General features: G+C 55.7%; 22 protein-coding genes and 1 tRNA gene. 11 read left to right on the forward strand and 12 right to left on the reverse strand.

The window, feature by feature from the left end; translation table 11 throughout:
• Positions 1-647 precede the first annotated feature (647 nt).
• The gene (locus M2397_RS10030; protein ID WP_259242801.1) at positions 648-1,991 is read right to left on the reverse strand and encodes a hypothetical protein; all 1,344 of its coding nucleotides are present in this window, start codon (positions 1,989-1,991) and stop codon (positions 648-650) included.
• Between the two features lie 1,070 nt (positions 1,992-3,061).
• Here M2397_RS10030 and M2397_RS10035 point away from each other — a divergent pair.
• Positions 3,062-4,525, forward strand: coding sequence for a Shedu immune nuclease family protein (locus M2397_RS10035; protein WP_259242802.1), 1,464 nt, complete (start codon positions 3,062-3,064; stop codon positions 4,523-4,525).
• A 393-nt stretch (positions 4,526-4,918) separates the two neighbouring features.
• Positions 4,919-6,640 carry a hypothetical protein gene (locus M2397_RS10040; protein ID WP_259242803.1) on the forward strand — a complete coding sequence of 574 codons (1,722 nt, stop codon included), beginning with the start codon at positions 4,919-4,921 and terminating at the stop codon, positions 6,638-6,640.
• 112 nt (positions 6,641-6,752) lie between these two features.
• Here M2397_RS10040 and M2397_RS10045 read toward each other — a convergent pair whose 3' ends face one another.
• The 10 genes from M2397_RS10045 to M2397_RS10090 all read right to left on the reverse strand — a co-directional run bounded on the left by M2397_RS10045 (position 6,753) and on the right by M2397_RS10090 (position 14,566).
• A complete protein-coding gene (locus M2397_RS10045) occupies positions 6,753-7,178 on the reverse strand; it encodes a hypothetical protein (protein ID WP_259242804.1) in 426 nt (141 codons plus the stop codon).
• Between the two features lie 98 nt (positions 7,179-7,276).
• The gene (locus M2397_RS10050; RefSeq protein WP_259242805.1) at positions 7,277-10,165 is read right to left on the reverse strand and encodes a DUF927 domain-containing protein; all 2,889 of its coding nucleotides are present in this window, start codon (positions 10,163-10,165) and stop codon (positions 7,277-7,279) included.
• The gene (locus M2397_RS10055) at positions 10,162-10,434 is read right to left on the reverse strand and encodes a DUF3077 domain-containing protein (RefSeq protein ID WP_259242806.1); all 273 of its coding nucleotides are present in this window, start codon (positions 10,432-10,434) and stop codon (positions 10,162-10,164) included. The genes M2397_RS10050 and M2397_RS10055 overlap by 4 nt, the downstream gene beginning before the upstream one ends.
• Positions 10,431-10,715 carry a hypothetical protein gene (locus tag M2397_RS10060; RefSeq protein ID WP_017846196.1) on the reverse strand — a complete coding sequence of 95 codons (285 nt, stop codon included), beginning with the start codon at positions 10,713-10,715 and terminating at the stop codon, positions 10,431-10,433. Before M2397_RS10060 ends, M2397_RS10055 begins: the two co-directional genes overlap by 4 nt.
• Positions 10,712-11,197, reverse strand: a complete 486-nt coding sequence (locus M2397_RS10065) for a hypothetical protein (protein WP_158683882.1) — start codon at positions 11,195-11,197, stop codon at positions 10,712-10,714. Before M2397_RS10065 ends, M2397_RS10060 begins: the two co-directional genes overlap by 4 nt.
• Before the next feature lie 47 nt (positions 11,198-11,244).
• Positions 11,245-11,550: a hypothetical protein gene (locus M2397_RS10070; RefSeq protein ID WP_259242809.1), complete on the reverse strand. Its 306-nt coding sequence runs from the start codon at positions 11,548-11,550 to the stop codon at positions 11,245-11,247.
• Complete coding sequence (locus M2397_RS10075) at positions 11,547-11,801, reverse strand: AlpA family transcriptional regulator (RefSeq protein WP_026078127.1); 255 nt, start codon at positions 11,799-11,801, stop codon at positions 11,547-11,549. Before M2397_RS10075 ends, M2397_RS10070 begins: the two co-directional genes overlap by 4 nt.
• Before the next feature lie 83 nt (positions 11,802-11,884).
• On the reverse strand, positions 11,885-12,829 hold the full coding sequence (locus M2397_RS10080; RefSeq protein WP_259242814.1) for a hypothetical protein: 945 nt from the start codon (positions 12,827-12,829) through the stop codon (positions 11,885-11,887).
• Positions 12,830-13,074: 245 nt separating this feature from the next.
• Entirely contained in the window at positions 13,075-14,316 is a 1,242-nt protein-coding gene (locus M2397_RS10085; protein WP_065947929.1) for a tyrosine-type recombinase/integrase, read from the reverse strand.
• 165 nt (positions 14,317-14,481) lie between these two features.
• A tRNA-Leu gene (locus M2397_RS10090) sits at positions 14,482-14,566 on the reverse strand.
• A gap of 108 nt (positions 14,567-14,674) precedes the next feature.
• On the opposite strand from M2397_RS10090, the gene queA reads away from it, so the two are divergent.
• The 6 genes from queA to M2397_RS10120 all read left to right on the forward strand — a co-directional run bounded on the left by queA (position 14,675) and on the right by M2397_RS10120 (position 20,752).
• On the forward strand, positions 14,675-15,724 hold the full coding sequence (gene queA, locus M2397_RS10095) for a tRNA preQ1(34) S-adenosylmethionine ribosyltransferase-isomerase QueA (protein WP_259242816.1): 1,050 nt from the start codon (positions 14,675-14,677) through the stop codon (positions 15,722-15,724).
• 5 nt (positions 15,725-15,729) lie between these two features.
• Positions 15,730-16,845 (forward strand): tRNA guanosine(34) transglycosylase Tgt, encoded by a 1,116-nt coding sequence (tgt, locus tag M2397_RS10100; protein WP_167655194.1) that lies wholly within the window; start codon positions 15,730-15,732, stop codon positions 16,843-16,845.
• Between the two features lie 43 nt (positions 16,846-16,888).
• On the forward strand, positions 16,889-17,227 hold the full coding sequence (yajC, locus tag M2397_RS10105) for a preprotein translocase subunit YajC (protein ID WP_003175975.1): 339 nt from the start codon (positions 16,889-16,891) through the stop codon (positions 17,225-17,227).
• A gap of 62 nt (positions 17,228-17,289) precedes the next feature.
• A complete protein-coding gene (secD, locus tag M2397_RS10110) occupies positions 17,290-19,161 on the forward strand; it encodes a protein translocase subunit SecD (protein WP_259242817.1) in 1,872 nt (623 codons plus the stop codon).
• A 9-nt stretch (positions 19,162-19,170) separates the two neighbouring features.
• Positions 19,171-20,085 carry a protein translocase subunit SecF gene (secF, locus tag M2397_RS10115; RefSeq protein ID WP_259242820.1) on the forward strand — a complete coding sequence of 305 codons (915 nt, stop codon included), beginning with the start codon at positions 19,171-19,173 and terminating at the stop codon, positions 20,083-20,085.
• A gap of 124 nt (positions 20,086-20,209) precedes the next feature.
• Positions 20,210-20,752: a glycine zipper 2TM domain-containing protein gene (locus tag M2397_RS10120; protein ID WP_131697996.1), complete on the forward strand. Its 543-nt coding sequence runs from the start codon at positions 20,210-20,212 to the stop codon at positions 20,750-20,752.
• A 114-nt stretch (positions 20,753-20,866) separates the two neighbouring features.
• Here M2397_RS10120 and suhB read toward each other — a convergent pair whose 3' ends face one another.
• Positions 20,867-21,682: an inositol-phosphate phosphatase gene (suhB, locus tag M2397_RS10125; protein ID WP_003175971.1), complete on the reverse strand. Its 816-nt coding sequence runs from the start codon at positions 21,680-21,682 to the stop codon at positions 20,867-20,869.
• 145 nt (positions 21,683-21,827) lie between these two features.
• Here suhB and trmJ point away from each other — a divergent pair, with 145 nt between their 5' ends.
• The 3 genes from trmJ to iscR all read left to right on the forward strand — a co-directional run bounded on the left by trmJ (position 21,828) and on the right by iscR (position 24,181).
• Positions 21,828-22,598 (forward strand): tRNA (cytosine(32)/uridine(32)-2'-O)-methyltransferase TrmJ, encoded by a 771-nt coding sequence (trmJ, locus tag M2397_RS10130; protein WP_003210307.1) that lies wholly within the window; start codon positions 21,828-21,830, stop codon positions 22,596-22,598.
• A gap of 2 nt (positions 22,599-22,600) precedes the next feature.
• Positions 22,601-23,383 carry a serine O-acetyltransferase gene (cysE, locus tag M2397_RS10135; RefSeq protein ID WP_131697995.1) on the forward strand — a complete coding sequence of 261 codons (783 nt, stop codon included), beginning with the start codon at positions 22,601-22,603 and terminating at the stop codon, positions 23,381-23,383.
• Between the two features lie 306 nt (positions 23,384-23,689).
• Positions 23,690-24,181, forward strand: a complete 492-nt coding sequence (gene iscR / locus M2397_RS10140; RefSeq protein WP_003194020.1) for a Fe-S cluster assembly transcriptional regulator IscR — start codon at positions 23,690-23,692, stop codon at positions 24,179-24,181.
• Positions 24,182-24,218 lie beyond the last annotated feature (37 nt).

The following is a 24,218-nucleotide window of genomic DNA, read 5'->3' on the forward strand; positions in this document are numbered from 1 at the left end:
CCCGAACTCAGTAGTGAAACGATGCATCGCCGATGGTAGTGTGGGGTTTCCCCATGTGAGAGTAGGTCATCGTCAAGATTAAATTCCGAAACCCCATTTGCGAAAGCAGGTGGGGTTTTGTTTTGCGCGGTCGAAAAGTGCCCTAAAATTTCTGGGTGATTTCATGAATGTTCTCAGCGATAAATTTGCTGCAGCCGCCTCATTTTTCCTACTCGTAAGACGTCGGTTTCTCCAGGGCCTGCATCGCATCAATAAATGCGCTGACACGCTTCTGAATCCTGAAGAGTTCTGGCGCGGGCGCATTCGTCCATCACGTGAAGCAGTATCCCGCTCGAAGCTCGAGCGGTGCCTTGGGTGGGCTCTTTGATAATCAGAAGGGGTGGTTGTAGCGGCCTTGCAAGGCCTCTGAGTGGGCTCGCTGGACTTTATAGTGGGTGGGGAGGCGGATGGTGCTAACTCGCTCTCTGGGCGCCGTTGCGGCCTCAGGGCGCTTTTCTACAGGCGAAAAAAAAGACCTTGAAATTCAAGGTCTTTCTTTAAGATGGTGCCCGAGGGAGACTCGAGCGTTTCATATAATTCGGGCCTTGTAGCGGAATTATACCGTTAGGGATACAGGTAGGGATACATGCTGCTAGCTCCTGACTCACTCAGGCTTGGGGCACAACACGTTGGCGTTCACGTTCACGTTGCCGTTCCCGCACGAGGTACTCCATGCGATTGTTACCCAGTAAAGTATCCAGTTCTGCTTCTGGGATGATTCCCGTCCGACTTACCTGGTCGATGAATTGTTCGAATCTGTTGGAGCCAATTAGATCCGCGGTCGTTTCAGTCGGCATGCGGATTACTCTCTCGATGTCATCCCTCGTCAGATGGGAAAACAAAGGTGAAACCAACCGATCAAAGACATCGTTCGTCTCGTGCCAGTTGCTGGATTCTGAAATTATGACAAACACGCGTTCCTTTGCTAGTTCAGCGAGTTCGTGTTCCTGAATAGCGGTCACAAGCAAACCTGTCCCAAAACGAAGAATTCTGGCTCGGACAATTTCTGTTATTAACGGATGACGCCCCAATCCTGCCATTGCTGGGAGAACGTCTAGGTCTGGACCTACCCGCACAAACTCACTCAGCCGGAGGCGCGCTGCCTCGTCGATGAGAGCAACTGCTTCGGGTATTGCCGCAATAAGACGGGCTACGGCAGGAAGCCCGTTGTCGTCAATACGGCGAACGAGTGTGCTCAACTTTTGGGCAATTCTGGTTTCTGCAATGTTCCGGTGGGTGTCCAGCAGTGAAGATAAAGCAGCCCCGACCTGAATTTTTCCATACAAAGGGCTATCTGCCTCAGCGTATTTAAATACCAATTCGTCAACGAGTCCCCTAACCAATGCTTCAGAGGGATTGGCCAAAGGTGTCTGTCTCAGTGCGGTCGCAGCCTGATATCGATCTTTAGGAAAATACTCTGATGCTATGGTAGTGATGATCTCTGCGATAGCAGGACGACCCTGGATCGGAGGCTGGGAGAGCACGTGTTCGACTGCGTTTCTGAGATGTAGTCTGGCTAGCTCGGCTGAGGGGCGATGCGGTACGCCGGCTCTTTGGAACGAAGGGTGTGCGCACTGGTGACGGTCTTCACGCAGGCGCTCAAGATCAGTAATTTGTTGGTGGTTGAAAAAATCCAACTGGCTTCTGCATATCGACAGAATCGTACGTTCGAACTCAAGCGCATTTTTGACCCCCTGATCATTACCTTGGTTGATCTGAGTAATGTAGGTTTCGTACTTTGTATTGATACGAACCGCAATGGGGTCGTTGGCTAGAGCAAGCTCTCTGATCTTGTCCACCAGATCGAATACTACGGCGATCCAGGTGTGGACAATGGAGGAGCGATAAGCCCCAGCTCGATAACACTGAATAGATTCTGCAATGTAGTCCCGAGAGCGTTCCGCTCTGCACTTCAACGCTAAAGCATCGATGTCAGCTAGCGAGTCAGTCATGGTGCACCTTCTTCCAAGTAGGTTTATGGACGGTAATATCCATTTACGAGCTGGGTACGATTTTTATCACACCACATCGATTCGTATGCGGGAAAGACGCCGGGGACCCTGAGGATTTGTGTGGTTCACGGGGTCAGAAACCCGCGGGATCGTGGTAGCGGCAACCACACCAGCTTACTGAAATTTCAATGTTGAAATTGAAAGGATCTTGAAGAAAAAAGGGCATCGTTACCGTATTGGTAACGGTACTCGCAGATGGCTGAAAGGGTAGGGCATATACACAGGTGAACTGGAGTTCACCAGGTTCACCTGTTCACTAAGCTGGGTGCCCTTCCGCTAACACGATCCGGCGGGTTTCCTACCCCGTGCCGAACCAACATGCGTAGGGACCCCCGGCGTCTAAGCAAACCCAGGAGCATTGTTGATCACGCTGCGCTGGGGGGCCATTTTAGAAGGGGCTCGGGGGGATACCTTAAAAAACGGTGTTACGGGTGTTACTCGTGTTACATATATTGATAAGTATATGATTTTAATAGATTTATATGGTGTTACACGACTGTGCATAAATCACCGATAGGCGTGTTACATAGCAAATAGGTGTTACATCAATAACTGCTCTGGGAAGGGCGGTTTATGCCTATTTAAGGCGATTGTCATTGGATGAGAGCCCTTAGCTTCGAAAGGCCGCTATCGGCCAAGGCTGTATAAAAACGTTTGAGCGCGTCAGGAGCTCAAAACCGGACTGGAAATCGCGTTTGTACGCGAAATCCACATCTGCAGTCGTGCCGATAAATTTCAGATTTAACGTAGACGCGCATACTTCGATTTAGGCGAGGCGTTTTTACATACTCTGGGCTAATAGCGGACCATCGCCCGGATCTATTTTGGTCGTGAATGGGGCCTTTCGAATCCAGTGCTGCTATCTAGCTAGCAGTGGGCGAGAGCTATATGCGCGGCCGGGCGGGCCATACTCAGCGAATTCGACTCGTCAGTTAGGGCGCAAACGAGCGCGTTGACGCGCAGGTGGCGCGCTGACAAGCTCGACATACCAGCATCGTAGGGAAACAAGGATGGCCTCAGTCCCAAACAGTGAATACCGCCTCTCTCAACGAACAGACGGAGGCCCTTTCGCCATATTGCAGCAGTTGGACGAGTTCGATTTGCCCACAAGCATTCAGGACAACGTCGTTAAGGTCGAGGTTTACTACTCAGATATCCTGGTTCCTAGTGGAGTTGTCGTCGGCACAAAGCCGTGGATACGCATCATCTCCATAGTTAGGGACATAATAACCATCTGGCCTGTGCAACAACGACGCGACCACCGTGACTACGGGAAGCCATTGTTTGGCAGTATCGATCGGCTCTGTCTTCTTGCTCGGGTCGATGGCCCGTATACGCTACCGACTACCATTGAGGATCTTGATGAACTGTTGGGGTCGTTGCCCGCTGGCTTCTACAAAAACTGGCGTTACGGGCTTGGCCTGCGCTGGGAGTTCCGGAGCATCGTTACCACGATTGCTGAGATGCCAGATATCACGATGGTTTGTTTTCATGGCGCAGCCGGTACCCCTGGCACCGACCGCGTTGAAGCGCCCATCTACGGTTTGGGTATGAACACCTTTCATAGATTGCGAAAAGAGATAACAGCAGCAACATCCAGGCACCAACGTGCAGCGCGCAAGGAAAAGGCTGCCATCTGTCACAACCGCCTGCTACATAAGTTTGCGCCCCAGCAATTTAGTCTGATGCGCCTTTCGCTCCCTCAAGACGCGCTGGCAGATCTGGCTGCTAGCACACGCGGTCAAGTCACGCTGACTAAGCGGGATCAACGTGCTGCGGTTGCATTGGTGCAGGGGCATGCACGGACCTTGGTGAAGACAGAACCCGAAGCTTTGCTTCGCTTAAAACAGGATATCGAACTGCTCACCCTACGAGAGCTGATCGAGCGGTGCACTGAGCTTCTAGCTGTATCAACGACGGAACCTAAATGGCAGGGGTTTCTATCCGCCAATCCCTTCATCCTCACTATGGCGTTCCATTACCCTGTCATCAGGATCGGTGACCAACCCTATGTTGGCGGGAAACTTCATACTGGTCGAGGAGGCTCCTATAGCGACTTCTTGATGGCTGCTGCCTCCACGAACAATCTCGCCCTTATAGAGATCAAGCGGCCAGGTATAGCGTTGCTCGGTAGCGAGTACCGCGGGATCTATCCCCCCTCCGGAGAGTTAAGCGCCGCGGTTGCACAGGTGGTAGCTCAACGAGCAGAGCTCCAAGCTAGCTTCAAGCATGTGGGCACCGAGCTCGATCGCCAAGGATATCGGCCGCATTCCATTGCTTGCGTGGTCATCATCGGTCTGAAACCAACTGATGAAGAACGAGCTCAAGGGTTTGAACAGTACCGTCATTCGCTGCATGGCGTTCATGTGGTCACGTTCGACGAATTGGTAGAAAGACTTCAGTCGCTCTACGACTTACTCGCAGGCGGTGGTTCACCTTTACCTGCCTCAAAAGGGGACGAGGTTCCGTTCTAGGTATACCTTCAGTGTCTCGTTCGATCCTGGGTAGATGGCAGCATACGATTGCTACATCCTATTGCCGGTTTTTGGATAAAAGCTGACGGTAGCCACGGACAGAGATCGGTCAAAGTCGCATGGATTGAAACTACTGATCTAAGCATCGCTAGACGGTCTCCTACATCAGTCTTCTACCTGCGGTACCATTACCTCTAGAGTCCCCTTGATTTGCGCCTGAGCTCAAACTGACTGACGGACGCTCCAACGAGGCGGATCCCCCACTTCTGTGTGGATTTCGATCAGTATCAGCTGTTCAGATAGTTGAATAATACTTATTGCCTTCCGATCGTTAGCGTCGTTACTATCGGCTGGAGAAGTTCCGGAATGGCGAAACGAAAGGAGATTCGTAGAATGCACCAAAAACCAAATATTTTTCTAATTGATACTGACAAAGGTATTCATGACGCTTTAAAGAAAAAATGGACAAACATTGGAGTCGGAACTCTTGGAACTCCCTATGAAGTACCAATTAACAGCACTTGGCGACCTGTAGTTCAACATAAGAAACTTATACAGTTTCAAGAGTCAGACTTAATTGTTGTTGATTTAACATCAAGAGTTTTGGCACCTGAGTCCAAGGGTGGAAAGCACACGCCGCAAGAAGAAATAGATTTATGGGCTAAGTGTGATAAGGGATGGATTGACGCAAGGGCACGGACAGCACTTTTTGCAAAAGCGGATTTTAATAGAATAGTAGCTAGCGGGGGCGCGCTCATAGTTTTTGCGGGGCCTGAGAGTCCTATGGAGTTTCAATGGGCGTCGGCCAATCATCATAGCCTTGAAACAAGTAAAGAAATTAATGGAGGTGTATGGAACTTAATTGATTCAATGGAGAAAATTAGATTTATTTCTGAGTCGGGCTCTGTAATCAACGTGACCAGCGATGAGCCGCTAGAAAAGCTCTTAAAGAAATACTTGCAGGGTGCTGAGTTTAAGTGTGTTTTTAAGCCTAGATGGTCAAAGTATGAATTTTGGAGGCCTCTAGCAACTAATAAGTATGGGGCTGATATTGCTTTGTCCGGACATTATGGCGACGGTATAGTTTTAATCTTTCCTCAGATTTTAGACAAGGCCAGCTTCATTTCTGAACTTTTAGAAAGCTATTTACCTGAGCGCCTACCAAATTTATTCCCGGACATCGAAAAAGGAAAGTGGACCCATTTTCCAGAATATGAACTTGAGAGAGTCATTGAATTAGAAGAAAGAAAAGCCCTAGTGATAACAGAGATGGAGAAAGAACTTCATGCTATAGATGAGGAGATCTCCATGAATCGCTCTGAAGACGGATGGATACATGATTTAATTACCGCAACAGGAGACGGCTTGGTTAATGCTATTAAACTTGCGCTTTCTGAACTAGGATTTGAGAGCATTGTGGATGTCGATGAAATAAGAGATGCAGAAGGTAAAAGCCGACGTGAAGACCTGAGAATAGAAGATCGAAATCCAACTCTTGTTATTGACATCAAAGGGGTAGGAGGCAAAGCGAGTGACGATGATCTTATGCAAGCAAACAAGCATGCCCTGATTAACATGAAAGAGCTTAAGATAACTACCATCCAAGGGTTATCTATAATTAACCAGCAAAGGCATTTGCCTCCGCTTTTACGAGACAACAGCGAACCATTTCGCCAAGAGATTCTTGACTTTGCTGATGAGACGGGGTTGGGCCTATTGACCACCTTTGACTTGTACCGAATCGTGCTTAATAAGCGTAGACATGGCTGGATATCTGACTGGGTAAAGCCAATTCTTTATAAGCATCAACGAATTACGCCAATACCCGAGCATTACCAATATATTGGGGCCGTATCTAAAGTTTTTAGCGAAGTTTTCGGCATGCACATCTTGGAAAATAGAGTTGAAGTAGGTGATTTTTTAGCGGTGGAGGGGGATATTTATTTTGAGGAAGTCAAAGTCGATTCAATTCAAGTCAACAGTGTTGACGTGGAAAGCGCAACTGTAGGTGATCCTGCAGGCTTCAAATGGCCATCTAATGCAATGAAACTTCGAGAGGGTATGCGTGTGTATGCATTGCCGAAAGCCATTCTGCGCCTGAAAGCTCAGCCTTGAACCCACACGGCCTGATCTACATTAAAAATCAACCTTCAGTTCTATAGTTTCGTCTAGTGGCCACGTTTGACCGAACTAGGCTGTGGATACGGTTTGGATTGGCTAATTATGGTTAATACAAGAATGACCGCAACTGGGCGAAAGCCGGCGCCCACCTAGATCTTCTTTCAGCCAATATCGGGTGATCGGGGCTCGCCTGCTGCAACCGGGTCTCGATGCTGTTGCGCTTTTCGTCGAGTTCCATCTCGTCGGCTTTCCAAGTCGCCATCGCGCTGATGTAGCCCGCAGCCAAGCTCTCACGGTTCTCCAGTGCCTCAAGGCGATCAATCTTTTGGTTCAGGGTGCGGATCTCAAGATCTCGCGAGTCGATGCGTCTTTTGTGGTCGTTGATTTCATCCTGCACAGCCCGTTGGCGGCCCTGCTGGATAACCTCGGGATTTTCCAGCGCCTCTTCGAAGGGCATTAAGTCGCGCTGAATGCTCTCCATTTCTAGAGTCAGTTTGTCGCGGCGGTCTTTCAGTTCTTGGATAGTGTTCATCTGTATTATCTCTGGGCATTACGTTTGATAGGGATGGTTGTTGAATGGCTGGCGAGGCCGGGAAAGAGCCGGCGCTACCTCGATCAGCAGGCATGCCGTCAGGCGGCCCTGGCCTCGCTTTCATCCGTTCCTGAAACGGTCTTCACCACATAGCAGCGCTGGGGCCCCAGCCCGGGCAGGCGAATCAAGCTGTACGCCTTGCCGTCGCTTCCCGGTTCAAGAACGCCCCGTTGCAGAAGCTCCTTGTTCACCGCGCTGATGTTCATGCCCCTGAAGATTTCAGCCCTCCAGGCTTCGGGCAGAACGTAGTAGGTGTTGGTGGTGTGCAGGGCGTCGCCCATGCCGTGTTCCATCGTCTTGCGAAAGCCCAACCGATCGATCGTGCGTGGGCCGTGTTCATCGATCTTGGCTGCGGCAGATTCCCAGCGGGTAAAGCGGCTTTCTCCGAAGCGTTCGATGACCTGGCGTAAACGCGCCAAAATTGCATCGCCCTCGAAGTTACCGGCGCCGCCACGCTCGGCTAGCCACGCATGCAGACACACCCTTGCGGCGGTCGTGGCTGTGCCGTCCGGCCAGCCGGTGACGCCGAAGGCGGTAGCCAACTCTCCGGCCGCTGCCGCAAGTCCGAAACGGAGGGCGGCACGTTGCGCCTGACCACTGGCCGACGCGGGTAGGTTTTGGGTGATGAACTGCTCCACCGTGCGGCGAACGATCACCGACCACCTGAGCATTTCTCCAGGCGCACACAGTGCGTGCAGGAAGGCTGTGAGGGGCGTGCCGTAGTATTTGGCTACGCGGGCCTTGAGCGCATCGGAGAGGGCGGCAGCGTCCTCAAAGCCGTTCAACACATCGAACATGCCGAGTCCTTTGCCCGCATCCGCTGGCACGGCGAGCATGCGCACCTCCATACCGGCTTTCAGCTCCTTGTTGGCATCCGCCATGTGCTGCGCCAACGTCTTTTCTCCCGTCGAGAGAAACAGCAAGCGCCACTCCTGCACCTGTCGGCCCGCTTGTCCTCGATCGTTCGCTCGGGCCTTACCAGTACCATTGCCGAGCATGTACACCGTCTCGCCGATAATGCGCGGATCGCACATGCCGATTTCATCCAGCACCAGAAGGCCGTCCGAATGTGCGGCGGCGATGGACTCCAGGGCGTTATCTGTCGAGCGCCATGAACGCACCAGGCGCGGCCCGCCATAAACCGAGGCAGCAACTTGCAAGTGAGTGGTCTTGCCGCCGGAGCTGTCGCCGTAGAGGTGGAAGCCGCCCGACTCATGTCCGAGTAGGCTCAGCAACGGGCCTGCAACGGCCACAGAGACGACAAACGCCAATCGATGGTTACCAACGCACAGTGCGCCGATTTGCTGCTGCCATTGCTCCAGGGAGCCCGCCTCGCTAATTGGTGGAAGCTGCGCACCGGCTTCATAAAAATGTAGGTGTTCGGCGTGTGAGCCGATCTGTTGTTCGGGCAAAAGGAAGGCGTTGTCGTGCCAGCCCAGACGCGTTACCAAACGTGCGCGCTGGGCGCTGTCGAAGCCGCCTAGGTAACTCTGCAGGTCGTTGCGTGCGTTGCGCCCTGATCGACTTCCCGCGAGGCGCAGGCCCATGTCGACCAGTGGACCGAGTACGTCCTTGCCGAAGTCGCCGGTCATGGTTCGGGCCGGAATGTTCCAGCGCTTTTTGGCGCCATCCGGGTCGTCGAACTCGACCAACAAACCCCAGTTGTGGCCCTTGTCGTCGCGAGTGCGGGCGATGATTTCCAGAGGCGAACAGACGGGGCGCGCCTCGCCGTCATCGCCGGAGTAAAACACCCCTTCAGGCGTCAGCCGAAAGCCGCCCGGCAACAGATCATTTTTCGATTTTGCAGGGCGTTTGGCGGGCGCCTTGGCCTTCTGTTCTTGAGGCTCAGTGGGCTCAGCGACAGTGCCGAAAAACTCGCCGTTACGCACCAGCTCGGCGACATGGCCAGCGGTCCAGCCTTTGGCTAACGCATCCGCTGCATCGTCGCCGTCTGCCCACGTTCCACCTTTGACGAGTGTAGGTTTGCCGCCTTTGCTGCTGGGTTTGAGCTTGAACACGTCGAGCGAGATTCGTTGTACTGACGCCGCGCCCAGCTCAATCAGCTTGAGCTCGATGGCGTCCATGCAGGTCATGCCGCTGGCATCGTTATCCGGCCACAGCAACACAGTGCGCCCTTTGAGCGGTGTCAGGTCTGCCTTGTGCCAAGAGTTGGAGCCGTTCGGCCAGCAGGTCGCTACATAGTCCGGCATCAGTTCAGCGGCGGCGTCAGCTGCTTTCTCGCCCTCACACAGCACCACCGGTGCGTCGGCGCGCTGTGCCAGCTCATCCAGGCGCAGCAGTGGCCGAGGCTCTGGCAACCCTTGCCAGCGCCATTGTGTGGTTTGTCCATCGGAGCGCTTGCACCAGGTCAAAGGCGCAAAGACTTTTCGCGGTTTGCCGTCTTCATCGTGGCCCAGGTCGAAGCGATACAGCGCCATGATCGGGTGACCCTGAGCCTCGCGATAAATCCACACTTTGGACGGGGCGCCATGTTGCCGGTGTTTGGTAGGGCATTTGTTCATGGCCTCGGCCGGGATCGGCTGAATCGCGACCCATTCCGGCGTTGCACTCTTGGTCGGTACGCTTTTGGTGGTCGCAGAACCTGCCGAAACACTGAGCAGATCCGCTAGCTTTTTACAGGCCTCAACGTCCGTACCTCCGTCGATGTAACGCACCAAGTCGATCAGATCGCCGCCCTTATCGCCGGTGGCAAAATCCGCCCAGGTGCCTTTGCTCAAATTGACCTTGAGCGAGCCAGCGCGCTTGTCTGTACGCGTCGGATTAGGTGCGGTGTATTCCTTGCCGCCATCAACGCGTTTGCCGTTCGGCAGCCAGTGAGCAAGTACACGGTCGATGTTCTTCAGTGCGGCACTTTTTACGTCGGCAAAGCTCGGACGTTTTGAGGTGTTGCCGGTGCGCTGAGTCATGGTGCGGTCCTCGACTCAAGCAGCGCCTCGTTCACGTCGTCGATCAGCGCCTTGGCCATCTCGCCGAGGTAGAACGCAGGCCAACTAAAACGCTCGCCCGCATCGCTGATGGCGGCATCGAGGATCAGTTGATTGGCGTGGTGCAGAATCTGGGAGACGGCCTCAAGTGCGTCTTCCAGCGGGATACCGGCATTCACCCGAAACAGGTTTTGGCCGTTACCGTTGGCTGGGGAAAACTCGGAGCGCCCAAGCGTATTGGAGTGGTTCACAGCGCACCGCCTTTCTGGCCCATCGGCACAGAGGAGGCATCACCGTACATAGTGAGTGTTTTGATTAAGCCCAAGGTGCCGCGCACGTCCCAAATAACGGACGACAGCACGCGGTTGGAGAGCAGGGGTTTATCCCCGTCTAAGTGGTCTTCCAGCAGCATAAGAACGGAGTCGGCACGGTCGAGCGCACAGGTGATGGCGTCGATAGGAAGACCGGCTTCGGCGTCTTGGCTGACGCAGAGTAGATCCTCGGGTAGTGCAAAGCCTGGGAGCATGCTCATTGGGCACCCCCTGCGGCTTCCAGGGCGCGAGCCTTGGACATATGGGCGTTGTAACGGGAGAGGCGTGTAGCGAGGCTGGAGTTGGCATGTAAAGCGGCGAGAGCCATTGCTCGATGAGCGGCGGCGCGAATTTTGGACGGATTGAGGGCGTGTTTCATCTGTGTAGCTCCTTGATTTGAGGAGCTGCCACGTTCGTTACCAAGCGAATGGGTGGCAGCTGTGCGCAGGTTGGTAAACCGGGAATCAAGGAACCCGGCAGGCACGAATGCCTCCCACGCACAGCCGCCATAACACGTAACTGCGGGCACAAAAAAAGCGCCTGCAATCGTAATGGGGGCGCTGTTGCGCCTTGATTTCGTCGGGTTACCAAGCCCGTTCGCTGAATTTGCAGCGACTACCAGAGAGTAACGTCCGTTTTTTGAAAGCGCAACCGTGCGGATCACTTGCGGATTTTTTCGGTGGGGAATAAATTGCTCAGGCATGCAGATTTACCTCAACGCCTCCGGTTGCCGCCGGAGGCGTTTTCGTTTCAGGCATTGGCTTCCCAGCGCAGGGAGAGCAGTGGGAGGAAGTCGCCGTCGAGGCAAGATCGTGCATCTTCGTAAGCGTCGATTTGTTGCCCTTCATCTACGATCACTGCACGCGGGGCTTCGTTGGGTACTGACAGTGCGCACCAGGTGCCGTCAGCCCATCGCATGACTAGAACTACTCGATTCAGGCGTTTTTGTTGCGTTCTGTGACGCTCAAAACGTTGCATCCACCGCGACGAGAAACCGACTTTTCTGAGTACAGAGAAGGGCTGCAAAATGGCCTTGTTAGCGACACGATTTTTCATGCTGCCACCTGATCGCGCGCAGCGATGCGTGCGCGTGTCCACGCCTGAACTTCCCCCAATACCCACGCAACCGGAGCGCTTCGGGCATTGCTGTTACTCAGCTTTACCGGCAACGGAAATCCGCTTTCAGGTTGACGCATCAACTTATAGATAGTCGGGCGTGCGAGCCCTACGATTGAAATGACCTCGGGCATGCGGATGAGGGTCATGGAGGGATCATGCGAGGGAATTGCTTTTAATACGGTAGTCATAGCGAGCTAACCCTTTGTTAATTGAGACAACGGGTCATACGCTACGCAGGGGAGGGAGAGTGGACTGTGTCCGCTCCCTTTTTTTATTTCAGAGGTCTAAGGCCCAGAGCGGTTAAATGCTCTCGAATGGTTTTTTTCGTGCCGTTGCCCGCCTGGTCGAAAAGCAGATTGGTCAGTTCAGCATCGGTGAGACTGCGCTTTTCACTTTTCCGGCCGCTAATGATTTGCTCTGCGGCTGCCTTAATTTTTGCTCGCCTATCCATAGCGGAGGTCTGTATCGCTGAGTTGGGATTGCGGTTCCCATTACCTGCTTCCTGGCCCCTTCTCGTCGCCTTTGTAGACAAGGCGTCGTCGAGAACTCGATGCATCAGGCTTGATGTGTTGAAGCCTTTTTTAAACACATCCATCTGCTCCACCTGGCGATAAAGACTCGCCATCAGCAGCGCCTGATTCGCCTCGCCTAGTAACGTCGCGAATTCTTCTCGTGCCCTGATCTCGTTTCCGCTGCTGCGGTCCCGCTCTTTTTCAATCAGGGCAAGGTACTGGCGGGGTGAGTCATGTTTCAGCTGCTCTATCAGGTCTGCATCAATACCGTAGGTGGTGAGCTCAAGGTCGAACAGCCAATTTGCGAGTGTCTCAAGCGCCTGTGTTGCAAGTACCAGGGCATAGGTCGCCACAAGCTGTGAATCTGCTGCGGAATGACTGGCCCGAAGTAACCCTCGAATCACCCTTGGCAATGAGCCTGCCTCTGCATAACTGGCATGCTCGCTAATGGGATCGCGAAGTCGATAAAGGGTTTTTGTTACCGACTCTGCACACGGAGCGTATGAGCCCTCCTCAAGCCAGAACGAGGTGGCCGTGTTGATCAGATCGAAGGCGTCTTTGAAGTGTTCGTTGAACTGCGGAAACAGCACAAGACTGCGAACGGCTGCCTCGACGTCGTCCTGATCCCACATCAGGCACGTTACATCGAAGCCTGCGATTTCGAGTTCAAGCTCTTCTGCATTGATGCCCCGTTCAAAGTCCATTTAGTCTCCCCGCTGCCCCGAAGCCGATAGGCTGTTACAGCGATTTGCAGCTGGAAGCGTCAATGCCAGCAGGGTTGAGGGCGTGACCTTTCTGTAACACGACTGCTCGATGTAACACGTGGTGCTCAGAAGCTTTGCAACGCGTGTAACGCTCAATATATTCAATAAAAACAATGAGTTGAAGATAGGCGTAACACGCGTAACACCCGTAACACCATTTTTTAAAGGGAAGGGGGTTAACGACTTCACACAGCCTTCCCAAATTGACCTTGCACTACATTTCCGGCCTCTAGGGAATCAAGGTGATCGGCGTACCATTGCATCATTTTTACGCGTTGCTCAAAGTATTGGGCCTTGTTGTATACCCCCGAGATGCCTTCCTCTTTGTGAGCCAACTGCGCTTCAACATGTTCCTTCGGCCAGCCATGTTCTCGAAGTAACGTGCTCGCGGTGTGTCGAGTACCGTGTCCTACTAGACGCCCTTTGTAGCCGATGGTAGCGAAGACTTTGTTGATTGTGTTTTCGCTGATGGTTGGGTTCTTTGCTCCTACGCCGGGGAAAAGCCAGCGACTCCGTCCCGTTAAACAGTGCAGATCCCTCAGTGCTGTAACGGCTTGGTGGGGAAGGGGGCATACAAAATCCCGGCGCATCTTCATCTTGGCAGCAGGTGTCGTCCAAATGGCCTTCTCAAGGTCGAACTCTTTCCATTCAGCTAAGCGGACCATGCCTGGGCGGGACGCCGTCCAGATACAAAGCCATGCGGCGGTGCGTGCCGTCAGTCTGCTCGGAGTGTTATTGAGTGCTTGGAGGAATTCAGCCAGTTCAGGCTCCAGCAAGTGTGGATGCTGCTGAGTCTTGGGTGCCTGGGCAGCAATGTCGCGAAGGCGGCTGCCCGGATCGTTTTCGGTGAGCCCTAAACCAATTGCTCGACCGAAGATTTGGTTGATCCAGGTGCGGCACTTTTCCGCCACGTTGTGAGCGTCTCTAGCTTCTAGGGATGCCTGGAGATCTGCACAGTCGGTGCGGGTGATTTCGTCGAGGGGCTTATCTCCCAATGCCGGGAGTATGTCCTTGTCGAGGTAGGTGCGGATTTTGTGAAGGGTAGAGGGTGCGAGGCCCTTTTCTTCTTTTGCCTTGAGCCAAGCTTCAGCGGCAGCTCGAAACGTTCGGGCCTTGGCCGCATCGATTGCAGCTTTAGCGGATCGTTTCTGCTCAAGAGGATCGGCGCCGCTACTCACTACTTTGCGTAGATTGGCAGCTTTGTCTCTTGCCAGCGCACCACTGACCTCTGGGTAACCCCCGAGCCCCATCCAAGCCCAATTACCCGCCGGACGTTTGTAGCGTAGCTGCCAGGATTTACCACCATCAGGTTTGACCCTGAAGTAGAGGCCGTTTCCGTCTAGCTCCCGGTATTCCTTTGACTCCGGCTCCAGCCCTGCAAGCGTTGTGTCTGCGAGAGGGCGGCGCTTGATATCTGCGCGCTTCATCCTTGTATCCCAAAGTTCGGTATTTTTCTCAGGATACAAGCAGGGATACAGGGATACAACGGATAAGGGGATACAGAGGTAGATAGGCAGACACAAAAAAACCGGCTCAAGTGGCCGGTTTCTTTGGTGCTGAGAGTCTGGTAGAGACTTTCAGATACTGCTATATGGTGCCCCGAGGGAGACTCGAACTCCCACTCCTTTCGAAAACGGATTTTGAATCCGCCGCGTCTACCAATTCCGCCATCAGGGCTCAATGGCGGCGAAGTATAGAGATGAGATTACCGTTGGTCAATCACGTTTCATGGTCTATTTTCACTATTTCCGCTAGACTTCCCGGCCCTGCTAGACGAACCCCATCATGCGCGTTGCTGACTTTACTTTTGAACTCCCTGATTCGCTGATTGCTCGCCACCCTTTGGCCGAGCGTCGCGCCAGTCGACTGCTGACCCTGGACGGGGCCAGCGGTACCCTCGCACACCGTCAATTCACTGATTTGCTTGAGCATTTGCGTCCGGGCGATCTGATGGTGTTCAACAATACCCGGGTAATCCCGGCGCGCCTGTTTGGCCAGAAAGTATCCGGTGGCAAGTTGGAAATTCTGGTGGAGCGAGTGTTGGACAGCCATCGTGTGCTGGCCCACGTACGCTCCAGCAAGTCGCCGAAACCGGGTTCGAGCATCCTTATCGAGGGTGGCGGTGAAGCCGAGATGGTGGCGCGTCATGATGCGCTGTTCGAACTCCGGTTCGCCGAAGAGGTTTTGCCGTTGCTGGAGCGCGTCGGCCATATGCCGTTGCCTCCTTATATCGACCGCCCGGACGAAGACTCGGACCGTGAACGCTATCAAACGGTCTACTCCCAGCGCCTCGGTGCGGTTGCCGCGCCGACTGCCGGGCTGCATTTTGACCAGTTGCTGCTGGATGCGATCACTGCCAAAGGCGTCGAGACAGCCTATGTGACCCTGCACGTGGGGGCCGGCACGTTTCAGCCGGTGCGTGTGGATAACATCGAAGACCACCATATGCACAGCGAATGGCTGGAAGTCAGCCAGGACGTCGTGGACGCGGTTAACGCCTGCAAGGCGCGCGGCGGGCGGGTGGTTGCGGTGGGCACCACCAGCGTGCGCTCCCTTGAGAGCGCGGCGCGTGATGGCGTGCTCAAACCATTCAGTGGCGACACCGATATCTTTATTTATCCAGGCCGGCCGTTCCATGTGGTCGATTGCCTGGTCACCAACTTCCATTTGCCCGAATCCACGCTCTTGATGCTGGTGTCGGCCTTCGCGGGTTATCCCGAAACAATGGCGGCGTATAAAGCAGCCATCGACAATGGATACCGTTTTTTCAGCTACGGTGATGCGATGTTTATCACCCGTAATCCGGCGCCGCGCGGCCCAGAGGAACAACTATGAGTCGTATGTCGTTTGAATTGCTCGCCACCGACGGCAAAGCCCGTCGCGGCCGCCTGACGTTTCCGCGCGGTACGGTAGAGACCCCGGCATTCATGCCGGTGGGCACCTACGGCACCGTCAAAGGCATGCTGCCGCGTGACATCGTCGCCACCGGCGCCGAGATCATCCTCGGCAACACCTTTCACCTGTGGCTGCGCCCGGGCACAGAGGTGATCAAGAAGCATGGCGACCTGCATGACTTCATGAAGTGGCAAGGCCCGATCCTTACGGACTCGGGTGGTTTCCAGGTGTTCAGCCTGGGTGCCATGCGCAAGATCAAGGAGGAGGGCGTGACCTTCGCCTCACCCGTGGACGGTTCCAAAGTGTTCATGGGCCCGGAAGAGTCGATGCAGGTGCAACGCGACCTGGGTTCTGACATCGTGATGATTTTCGACGAGTGCACACCGTACCCTGCTGATGAGGACGTTGCGCGGATTTCCATGGAGCTGTCGCTGCGTTGGGCCCAGCGCTCGAAGAACGCACACGGTGATAACACCGCTGCGCTGTTCGGTATCGTGCAGGGCGGCATGCATGAAAACCTGCGCAAACGCTCGCTGGAAGGCCTCGACAAAATCGGCTTTGACGGCCTGGCCATCGGGGGTTTGTCGGTGGGCGAACCCAAGCACGAGATGATCAAGGTACTGGACTACCTGCCAGGCCTGATGCCCGCTGACAAACCTCGTTACCTTATGGGCGTTGGCAAACCCGAAGATCTCGTAGAGGGTGTGCGCCGCGGTGTGGACATGTTCGATTGCGTGATGCCAACCCGTAATGCCCGCAATGGGCATCTGTTCATCGATACAGGCGTGCTCAAGATCCGTAACGCGTTCCATCGCCATGATGATTCGCCGCTGGATCCCACCTGTGATTGCTACACCTGCCAGAACTTCTCTCGTGCTTATCTGCACCATCTGGACAAATGCGGGGAAATGCTGGGTAGCATGTTGAATACCATCCACAATTTGCGTCACTACCAAGTCCTGATGGCTGGTTTGCGCGAGGCTATTCAACAGGGTACATTGGCCGCCTTCGTCGATGCCTTCTATGCCAAGCGCGGGCTCCCTGTGCCGCCCTTGGACTAAGTTTTCCGACCCTAAGATTCACTATTTGCAACTGGAGTGCTAAATGAGCTTTTTTATCTCTAACGCCATGGCTGACGCCGCTGCGCCTGCTGCTGCCGGCCCTATGGGCGGTGGTTTCGAGTGGATTTTCCTGGTCGGCTTCCTGGTCATCTTCTACCTGATGATCTGGCGTCCACAGGCCAAGCGTGCCAAAGAGCAGAAGAACCTGCTGGGCAGCCTGCAGAAAGGCGACGAAGTTGTGACCACCGGCGGTATCGCGGGCAAGATCACCAAGGTTTCCGATGCTTTCGTGGTTCTGGAAGTCTCCGACACCGTGGAAATGAAGTTCCAGAAGGGCGCCATCGCCGCCACGCTGCCAAAAGGCACGCTCAAAGCGATCTAAGTTCCAACCTTTACCAATCGACGGGGCGCGCAAGGCGCCCCGCGTTATAAGCGGGCGGCGTGATGCTGAACAAATACCCTCTGTGGAAATACCTACTGATCCTGGCGGTGCTGGCGATCGGTTTTATTTATTCCGCTCCCAATCTTTACCCTGATGACCCGGCGATCCAGATCACTGGCGCCAGCACTTCCCTGCAGGTCAACCAGGCTGATCTGGAACGCGCGAGCAAGGCACTGACCGACGCGGGTATCCAGGTTAAAGCGGCAACATTGGCAGCTGGTGCGAAGGGCGGGTTGTTGCGCCTGACCAAGCAAGAAGACCAATTGCCGGCAAAAGATGTCGTACGCAAGGCCATGGGTGACGACTATGTCGTTGCGCTGAACCTGGCGCAGACCACCCCACAGTGGTTGCGCAACATTGGCGCGCATCCGATGAAGCTGGGTCTGGACTTGTCCGGTGGTGTGCACTTCCTGCTGGAAGTCGACATGGACAAAGCTCTCGATGCTCGCCTGAAAGTCTACGAAGGCGACGTGAAGAGCTTGCTGCGTAAAGAGAAGCTGCGCTATCGCAGTCTGCCGCAGCTCAACGGTGCCATCCAGCTTGGCTTCTCTGACGAAGCCACCCGCGAACAGGCCCGTGCGCTGATCCGCAAGAACTTCAACGATTTCGACATCGTACCGGCCGACCTGAATGGTCAGGCTGTACTGCGTCTGGCGATGAGCCCGGCCAAAATCGCAGAAATTCGCGAATATTCCATCAAGCAGAACTTGACCACGGTACGTAACCGCGTCAACGAGTTGGGTGTGGCCGAGCCGATCGTTCAGCGTCAGGGCGCCAACCGCATCGTGGTTGAGCTGCCGGGCGTGCAGGACACCGCTGAAGCCAAGCGTATCCTGGGTAAAACCGCCAACCTGGAATTCCGTCTCGCGGCTGAGCCGGGTGCTTCCCGTGCGACTTCCGAAGAGTTCGAGTTCCGTGAAGGCAACCGTCCTCCAGCGCTGATCGAGCGTGGCTTGATCATCACCGGTGACCAGGTAACTGACGCCAAGGCTGGTTTCGACTCGCAGCACGGTAGCCCTGAAGTGAACATCCGTCTGGATGGCCATGGTGGCGAACTGATGAGCCGCGCCACGCGCAGCAACGTTGGTCGCAGCATGGCGGTGATCTTCATCGAGCAGCGCCCGGTGACCACCTACACCAAGCAAATGGTCAACGGCGTCGAGAAAGACGTACCGGTGCAGACCTTCAAGGAAGAGAAGAAGATCATCAGCCTGGCGACCATCCAGTCGCCGCTGGGTGCTCAATTCCGCATCACCGGCCTGAACGGCCAGGGCGAATCCTCGGAGCTGGCTCTGTTGCTGCGTGCCGGTGGCCTGGCCGCGCCGATGTACTTCGCTGAAGAGCGTACCATCGGCCCGAGCCTGGGTGCCGACAACATCACCAAGGGTATCGACGCGGCGTTGTGGGGCATGCTGTTCGTGTCGCTGTTCATCATCGCCATCTACCGCTTCTTCGGCGTCATTGCCACCGTGGCCCTGGCGGGCAACATGGTGATGCTGCTGGCCCTGATGTCGCTGCTGGGCGCTACGCTGACCCTGCCAGGTATCGCCGGTATCGTACTCACCATGGGTATGGCGGTAGACGCCAACGTGCTGATCTTCTCGCGGATTCGTGAAGAGATCGCCGCCGGCATGACCGTGCAGCGTGCAATCAACGAAGGCTTCGGCCGGGCATTTACCGCGATTCTCGACTCCAACCTGACCACATTGCTGGTCGGCGGGATTCTCTTTGCCATGGGCACCGGCCCTGTCAAAGGTTTTGCGGTAACCATGTCCCTCGGTATCTTTACCTCGATGTTCACGGCCATCATGGTGACCCGCGCAATGGTCAACCTGATCTTTGGCGGGCGTGACTTCAAGAAGTTGTGGATTTAAGGGGCTGCCATGTTACGTACAATCAACTTCATGGGCGTTCGCAACATTGCGTTCGGCGTCACCGTGCTCCTTACCGTTCTGGCGTTGTTCAGCTGGTTCCATAAGGGCCTGAACTACGGTCTGGACTTCACCGGCGGTACGCTCATTGAGCTGACCTACGAGAAGCCGGCCGACGTCACCCTGGTGCGCACAGAGCTGGTCAAGGCTGGCTATCACGAAGCCATCGTGCAGAGCTTCGGTGCGACCACCGACCTGCTGGTGCGCATGCCTGGCGAAGACCCGCAACTGGGTCACCAGGTAGCTGAAGCCTTGCAGAAGGTGGGTGGCGACAATCCGGCGTCAGTCAAGCGCGTCGAGTTCGTGGGCCCGCAAGTGGGTGAAGAACTGCGCGACCAGGGCGGCCTCGGCATGCTGATGGCGCTGGTCGGCATCATGATCTACCTGGCTTTCCGCTTTCAGTGGAAGTTCGGTGTCGGCGCCATTGTGTCGCTGATCCACGACGTGATCGTGACCGTGGGTATCCTGGCGTACTTCCAGATCACCTTCGACCTGACCGTGCTGGCGGCTGTGCTGGCGATCATTGGTTACTCCCTCAACGACACCATCGTGGTATTCGACCGGGTTCGTGAGAACTTCCGCGTGCTGCGCAAGGCATCGCTGATCGAGAACATCAACATCTCCACCACCCAGACCCTGCTGCGGACCATGGCGACGTCGATCTCCACCTTGCTGGCGATCGCGGCACTGATGATCTTCGGCGGCGACAACCTGTGGGGCTTCTCCCTGGCGCTGTTCATCGGCGTCCTGGCGGGCACCTACTCGTCGATCTATATAGCCAACGTAGTGCTGATCTGGCTGAACCTCAACAGCGAAGACTTGATCCCTCCTGCTGCTACGGGCAAGGAGGTCGACGACCGTCCTTGATGGGCGCTTGTTGATCTGCTGTTACAAAGAAGGCACGAGTATTGAACTCGTGCCTTTTTTTTTGCTCCAAGGCTGGGTATAGCGCGGATCTTTCGGTCCGTTTGTGATGGTCAGGAGGTTCAACGTGAACAAGTCGTTACTGGTTGGTGCGGTATTGGGTGCTGTCGGTGTGACTGCCGGGGGTGCTGTTGCCACCTACAGCCTGGTAAAAAGCGGCCCTGAGTATGCGCAAGTGCTGGCGGTGCAGCCGGTGAAAACCCAGATTAAAACGCCTCGCGAGGTCTGCAAGGACGTCGCTGTGACCCGGCAGAAGCCGGTGCAGGATCAGCATCAGATCGTTGGTACCGTGGTTGGTGCACTTGCTGGTGGCCTGTTGGGTAACCAGGTCGGTGGCGGTAACGGCAAGAAGTTGGCCACCGTAGCGGGTGCGGTCGGTGGTGGTTACGCCGGTAACAAGGTTCAGGAAGGTATGCAGAACCGTGATACCTACACCACCACCCAGACTCGCTGTAACACCGTCAACGACATCAGCGACAAGGTAGTCGGCTACGACGTGCGTTACACCTTGGATGGCAAGGAAGGTTCGGTGCGCATGGATCGTGATCCGGGCGGCCAGATTCCAGTCGACAAGGAAGGGCGTCTCGTCCTGGGCCAGAACCAGCCGTAATCCCAAGGCCTGGTTCAATTCAAAGTGTGGGAGGGGGCTTACTGGTATTTAAGCCCGCATCAAATCCCAGGCATAAAAAAGCACCCCTAAGGGTGCTTTTTTTTGCTCGCTCGCTTAACGCTTCAGCGAAGCCGGCAGGTGCGGCTGGATCGCCGTCAGTACTGCCTTGAAGCATTTGGTGTTGCCGGCAACTACGTGGCCTTTTTCCAGGAAGTCATGACCGCCGGTGAAGTCGCTCACCAGGCCGCCTGCTTCCTGGATCAACAGGGCGCCCGCAGCCATGTCCCACTCGGACAGGCCCGACTCCCAGAACGCATCAAAACGACCGGCAGCTACGTAAGCCAGGTCCAGGCTTGCTGCGCCAGCGCGACGAATGCCGGCGGTCTGGCCAACCAGGGCGCGGAACATGCCCAGGTAGTTTTCCAGGTTGTCCATCTGGTCGTCACGGAACGGGAAGCCGGTACCCAGCAGGGCGCCGTCCAGGCTGGTGCGACCGCTGACGCGCAGGCGACGACCGTTCAGTTGGGCGCCACGGCCACGGCTGGCGGTGAATTCTTCCTGGCGAACCGGGTCCAGTACAACGGCGTGTTCCAGGCGGCCACGGTATTTGCAGGCAATGCTGACAGCAAAGTGTGGGATGCCACGCAGGAAGTTGGTGGTGCCGTCCAGTGGGTCGATGATCCACAGGTAGTCTTCGCCTTCGCCGCTGCCTTTGTGCAGGCCGGTTTCTTCTCCGAGGATGCCGTGGGTAGGGTAGGCCTTGCGCAGCGCGTCGATGATTTTCTGTTCGGCGGCGCGATCCACCTCGGATACATAATCCTTGGCGTCTTTTTCGTCGACCTTGATGGTATCCAGGCGCTCGATGGAGCGGAAGATCAATTCACTGGCGCTGCGGGCGGCGCGCAGCGCGATATTCAGCATGGGCTGCATGGATGTGTCACCTAAGGTTGTTAAAGAAAGCCGAGCATTCTAGCAGAAACTTTCTTCAGGTGAAGGACGACGTTAGCTTTCATGGCATAACCTTAGGCTGTTCTGTAAGATTTGCTCCCTTTTCCCATGTCCGAGAGCGCCTCCCTTGCTGCAAAACATTCGTGTCGTCTTGGTCAATACCAGTCATCCCGGCAATATCGGCGGGGTGGCGCGAGCCATGAAAAACATGGGGCTGACGCGCCTGGTGCTGGTCGAGCCGCGCGTGTTCCCGCACCACGAGGCCGATGCCCGGGCGTCCGGTGCCAATGACATCCTCGAAAAAGCCCAGGTCGTCGCCACTCTGGAGGACGCCTTGGTCGGCTGCAACCTGGTGCTCGGCACCAGCGCCCGTGACCGCCGCATCCCCTGGCCGCTGCTGGATCCGCGAGAGTGCGGTACCAAAGTAGTGGAGGAGGCGGCAGGAGGCGCTGAAATCGCCTTGGTGTTTGGCCGTGAAGATTCCGGCCTGACGAACGAAGAGCTGCAGCGATGTCATTACCACGTGCACATTCCATCAGACCCTGAGTTCAGCTCGCTGAACCTCGGGGCAGCGGTGCAGGTGTTGAGTTACGAAGTGCGCATGGCCTGGCTGGCCGCTGAAGGTCAGCCGAGCAAGGTAGAGAAGGATGAGGTTGCATCGACTAAAAGTGGCGAACTGGCCACCATGGACGAGCTGGAGCGGTTCTATGAGCACCTGGAGCAAACCCTGGTGGCCATCGAATTCCTCGATCCGGAAAAACCGCGGCACTTGATGGCGCGCCTGCGCCGCCTGTACGGGCGCAGCTCGGTCAGCCGGGCGGAAATGAATATATTGCGTGGCATCCTCACGGAAACCCAGAAAGCGGCCCGTGGCGAGCTTCTTAAGCGGAAGGATTAAAAATGTTCGAGCGTTTGCGAGAAGATATCCAGAGTGTTTTCCATCGTGACCCGGCGGCGCGCAACGCCTTTGAAGTGCTGACCTGCTACCCGGGCATGCATGCGATCTGGATCCATCGCCTGTCTGGTGCCTTGTGGAATATGGGCTGGAAATGGCTGGCGCGGCTGGTGTCGAACTTCGGTCGCTGGTTGACCGGGATCGAGATTCATCCGGGTGCCAAGGTGGGGCGTCGCTTCTTTATCGATCACGGCATGGGCATCGTCATTGGCGAGACTGCCGAAATTGGTGATGACGTGACCCTGTACCAGGGTGTGACCCTGGGTGGTACCAGCTGGAACAAGGGGAAGCGCCACCCGACGCTGGAGAATGGCGTGGTGGTGGGCGCGGGTGCCAAGGTGCTTGGTCCGTTCACGGTAGGCGCTGGCGCCAAAGTCGGCTCCAACGCCGTGGTGACCAAGGCCGTGCCGGCCGGCGCCACCGTGGTGGGTATTCCGGGGCGGATCATCGTCAAGCCGGAAGTGGGCGATGAGCAGGAAGCCAAGCGCAAGGCCATGGCCGAGAAAATCGGCTTCGATGCCTACGGTGTCAGCGAAGACATGCCCGACCCTGTGGCGCGCGCCATCGGCCAGTTGCTTGACCACCTGCAGGCGGTGGATGGCAAGTTGGACGGTATGTGCGGCGCGCTGAAGGAGCTGGGCAGCAGCTACTGTGCGAAAGATTTGCCTGAGCTGCGCGAAGAGGACTTTGCCGAGATCAAGAGTGAGCCCGCCACCAAAGCTGGCTGAGATCTTACATTCGCTGCAAAGCCCATGTGGAAGGGGGGTTGCCCCCCCCGATGGCCATCTGTCAGTCACCCAATATATTGACTGATCCACCGTTATCGGGGGCAAGCCCCCTCCCGCATTTTGTTCTCCACTGGTCTCGGAATTCCTGCTCGGCCTTGTTCCCGCTGTTCGTCCCCACCCCATCCTGCTATGATTCGCGCGCCCTTTTTGCGGGTAATCCTGACTAAAGTACTAGGTCTTATAGTTGACTTAAATACTCGGGAATCGCATACTTGCTCCCATTCTGAAACACCTTGGTACTTGTCCATGAGACTGACTACAAAAGGCCGATACGCGGTGACCGCCATGCTTGACCTGGCCTTGCACGCGCAAACTGGGCCGGTGTCCCTGGCCGATATCTCCGAGCGCCAAGGCATTTCCCTGTCCTACCTTGAGCAGTTGTTCGCCAAATTGCGCCGCAGCAATCTGGTCTCCAGCGTACGTGGGCCGGGCGGCGGCTATCAGCTGTCCCGCGACATGCAGGGCATCCAGGTAGCCCAGGTGATCGACGCGGTCAACGAGTCCGTCGATGCGACCAAATGCCAGGGCCTGGGTGATTGCCACGCTGGCGACACCTGCCTGACGCACCACTTGTGGTGTGACTTGAGCCTGCAGATCCATGAGTTTTTGAGTGGTATCAGCTTGGCTGATCTTGTGACTCGCCGTGAGGTGCAAGAAGTAGCCCAGCGTCAGGACCAGCGCCGTTGCAATACCAAGGCGCCGCGTCTGGACAAGATCGAAGCGTCCGCCGTCGAGTGACAGCCGAAGAGCTAACGGCACGCCAGCCAGCCTGATT

This window comes from Pseudomonas sp. BIGb0381, from assembly GCF_024809815.1.
In the GTDB taxonomy this organism is placed as follows: domain Bacteria; phylum Pseudomonadota; class Gammaproteobacteria; order Pseudomonadales; family Pseudomonadaceae; genus Aquipseudomonas.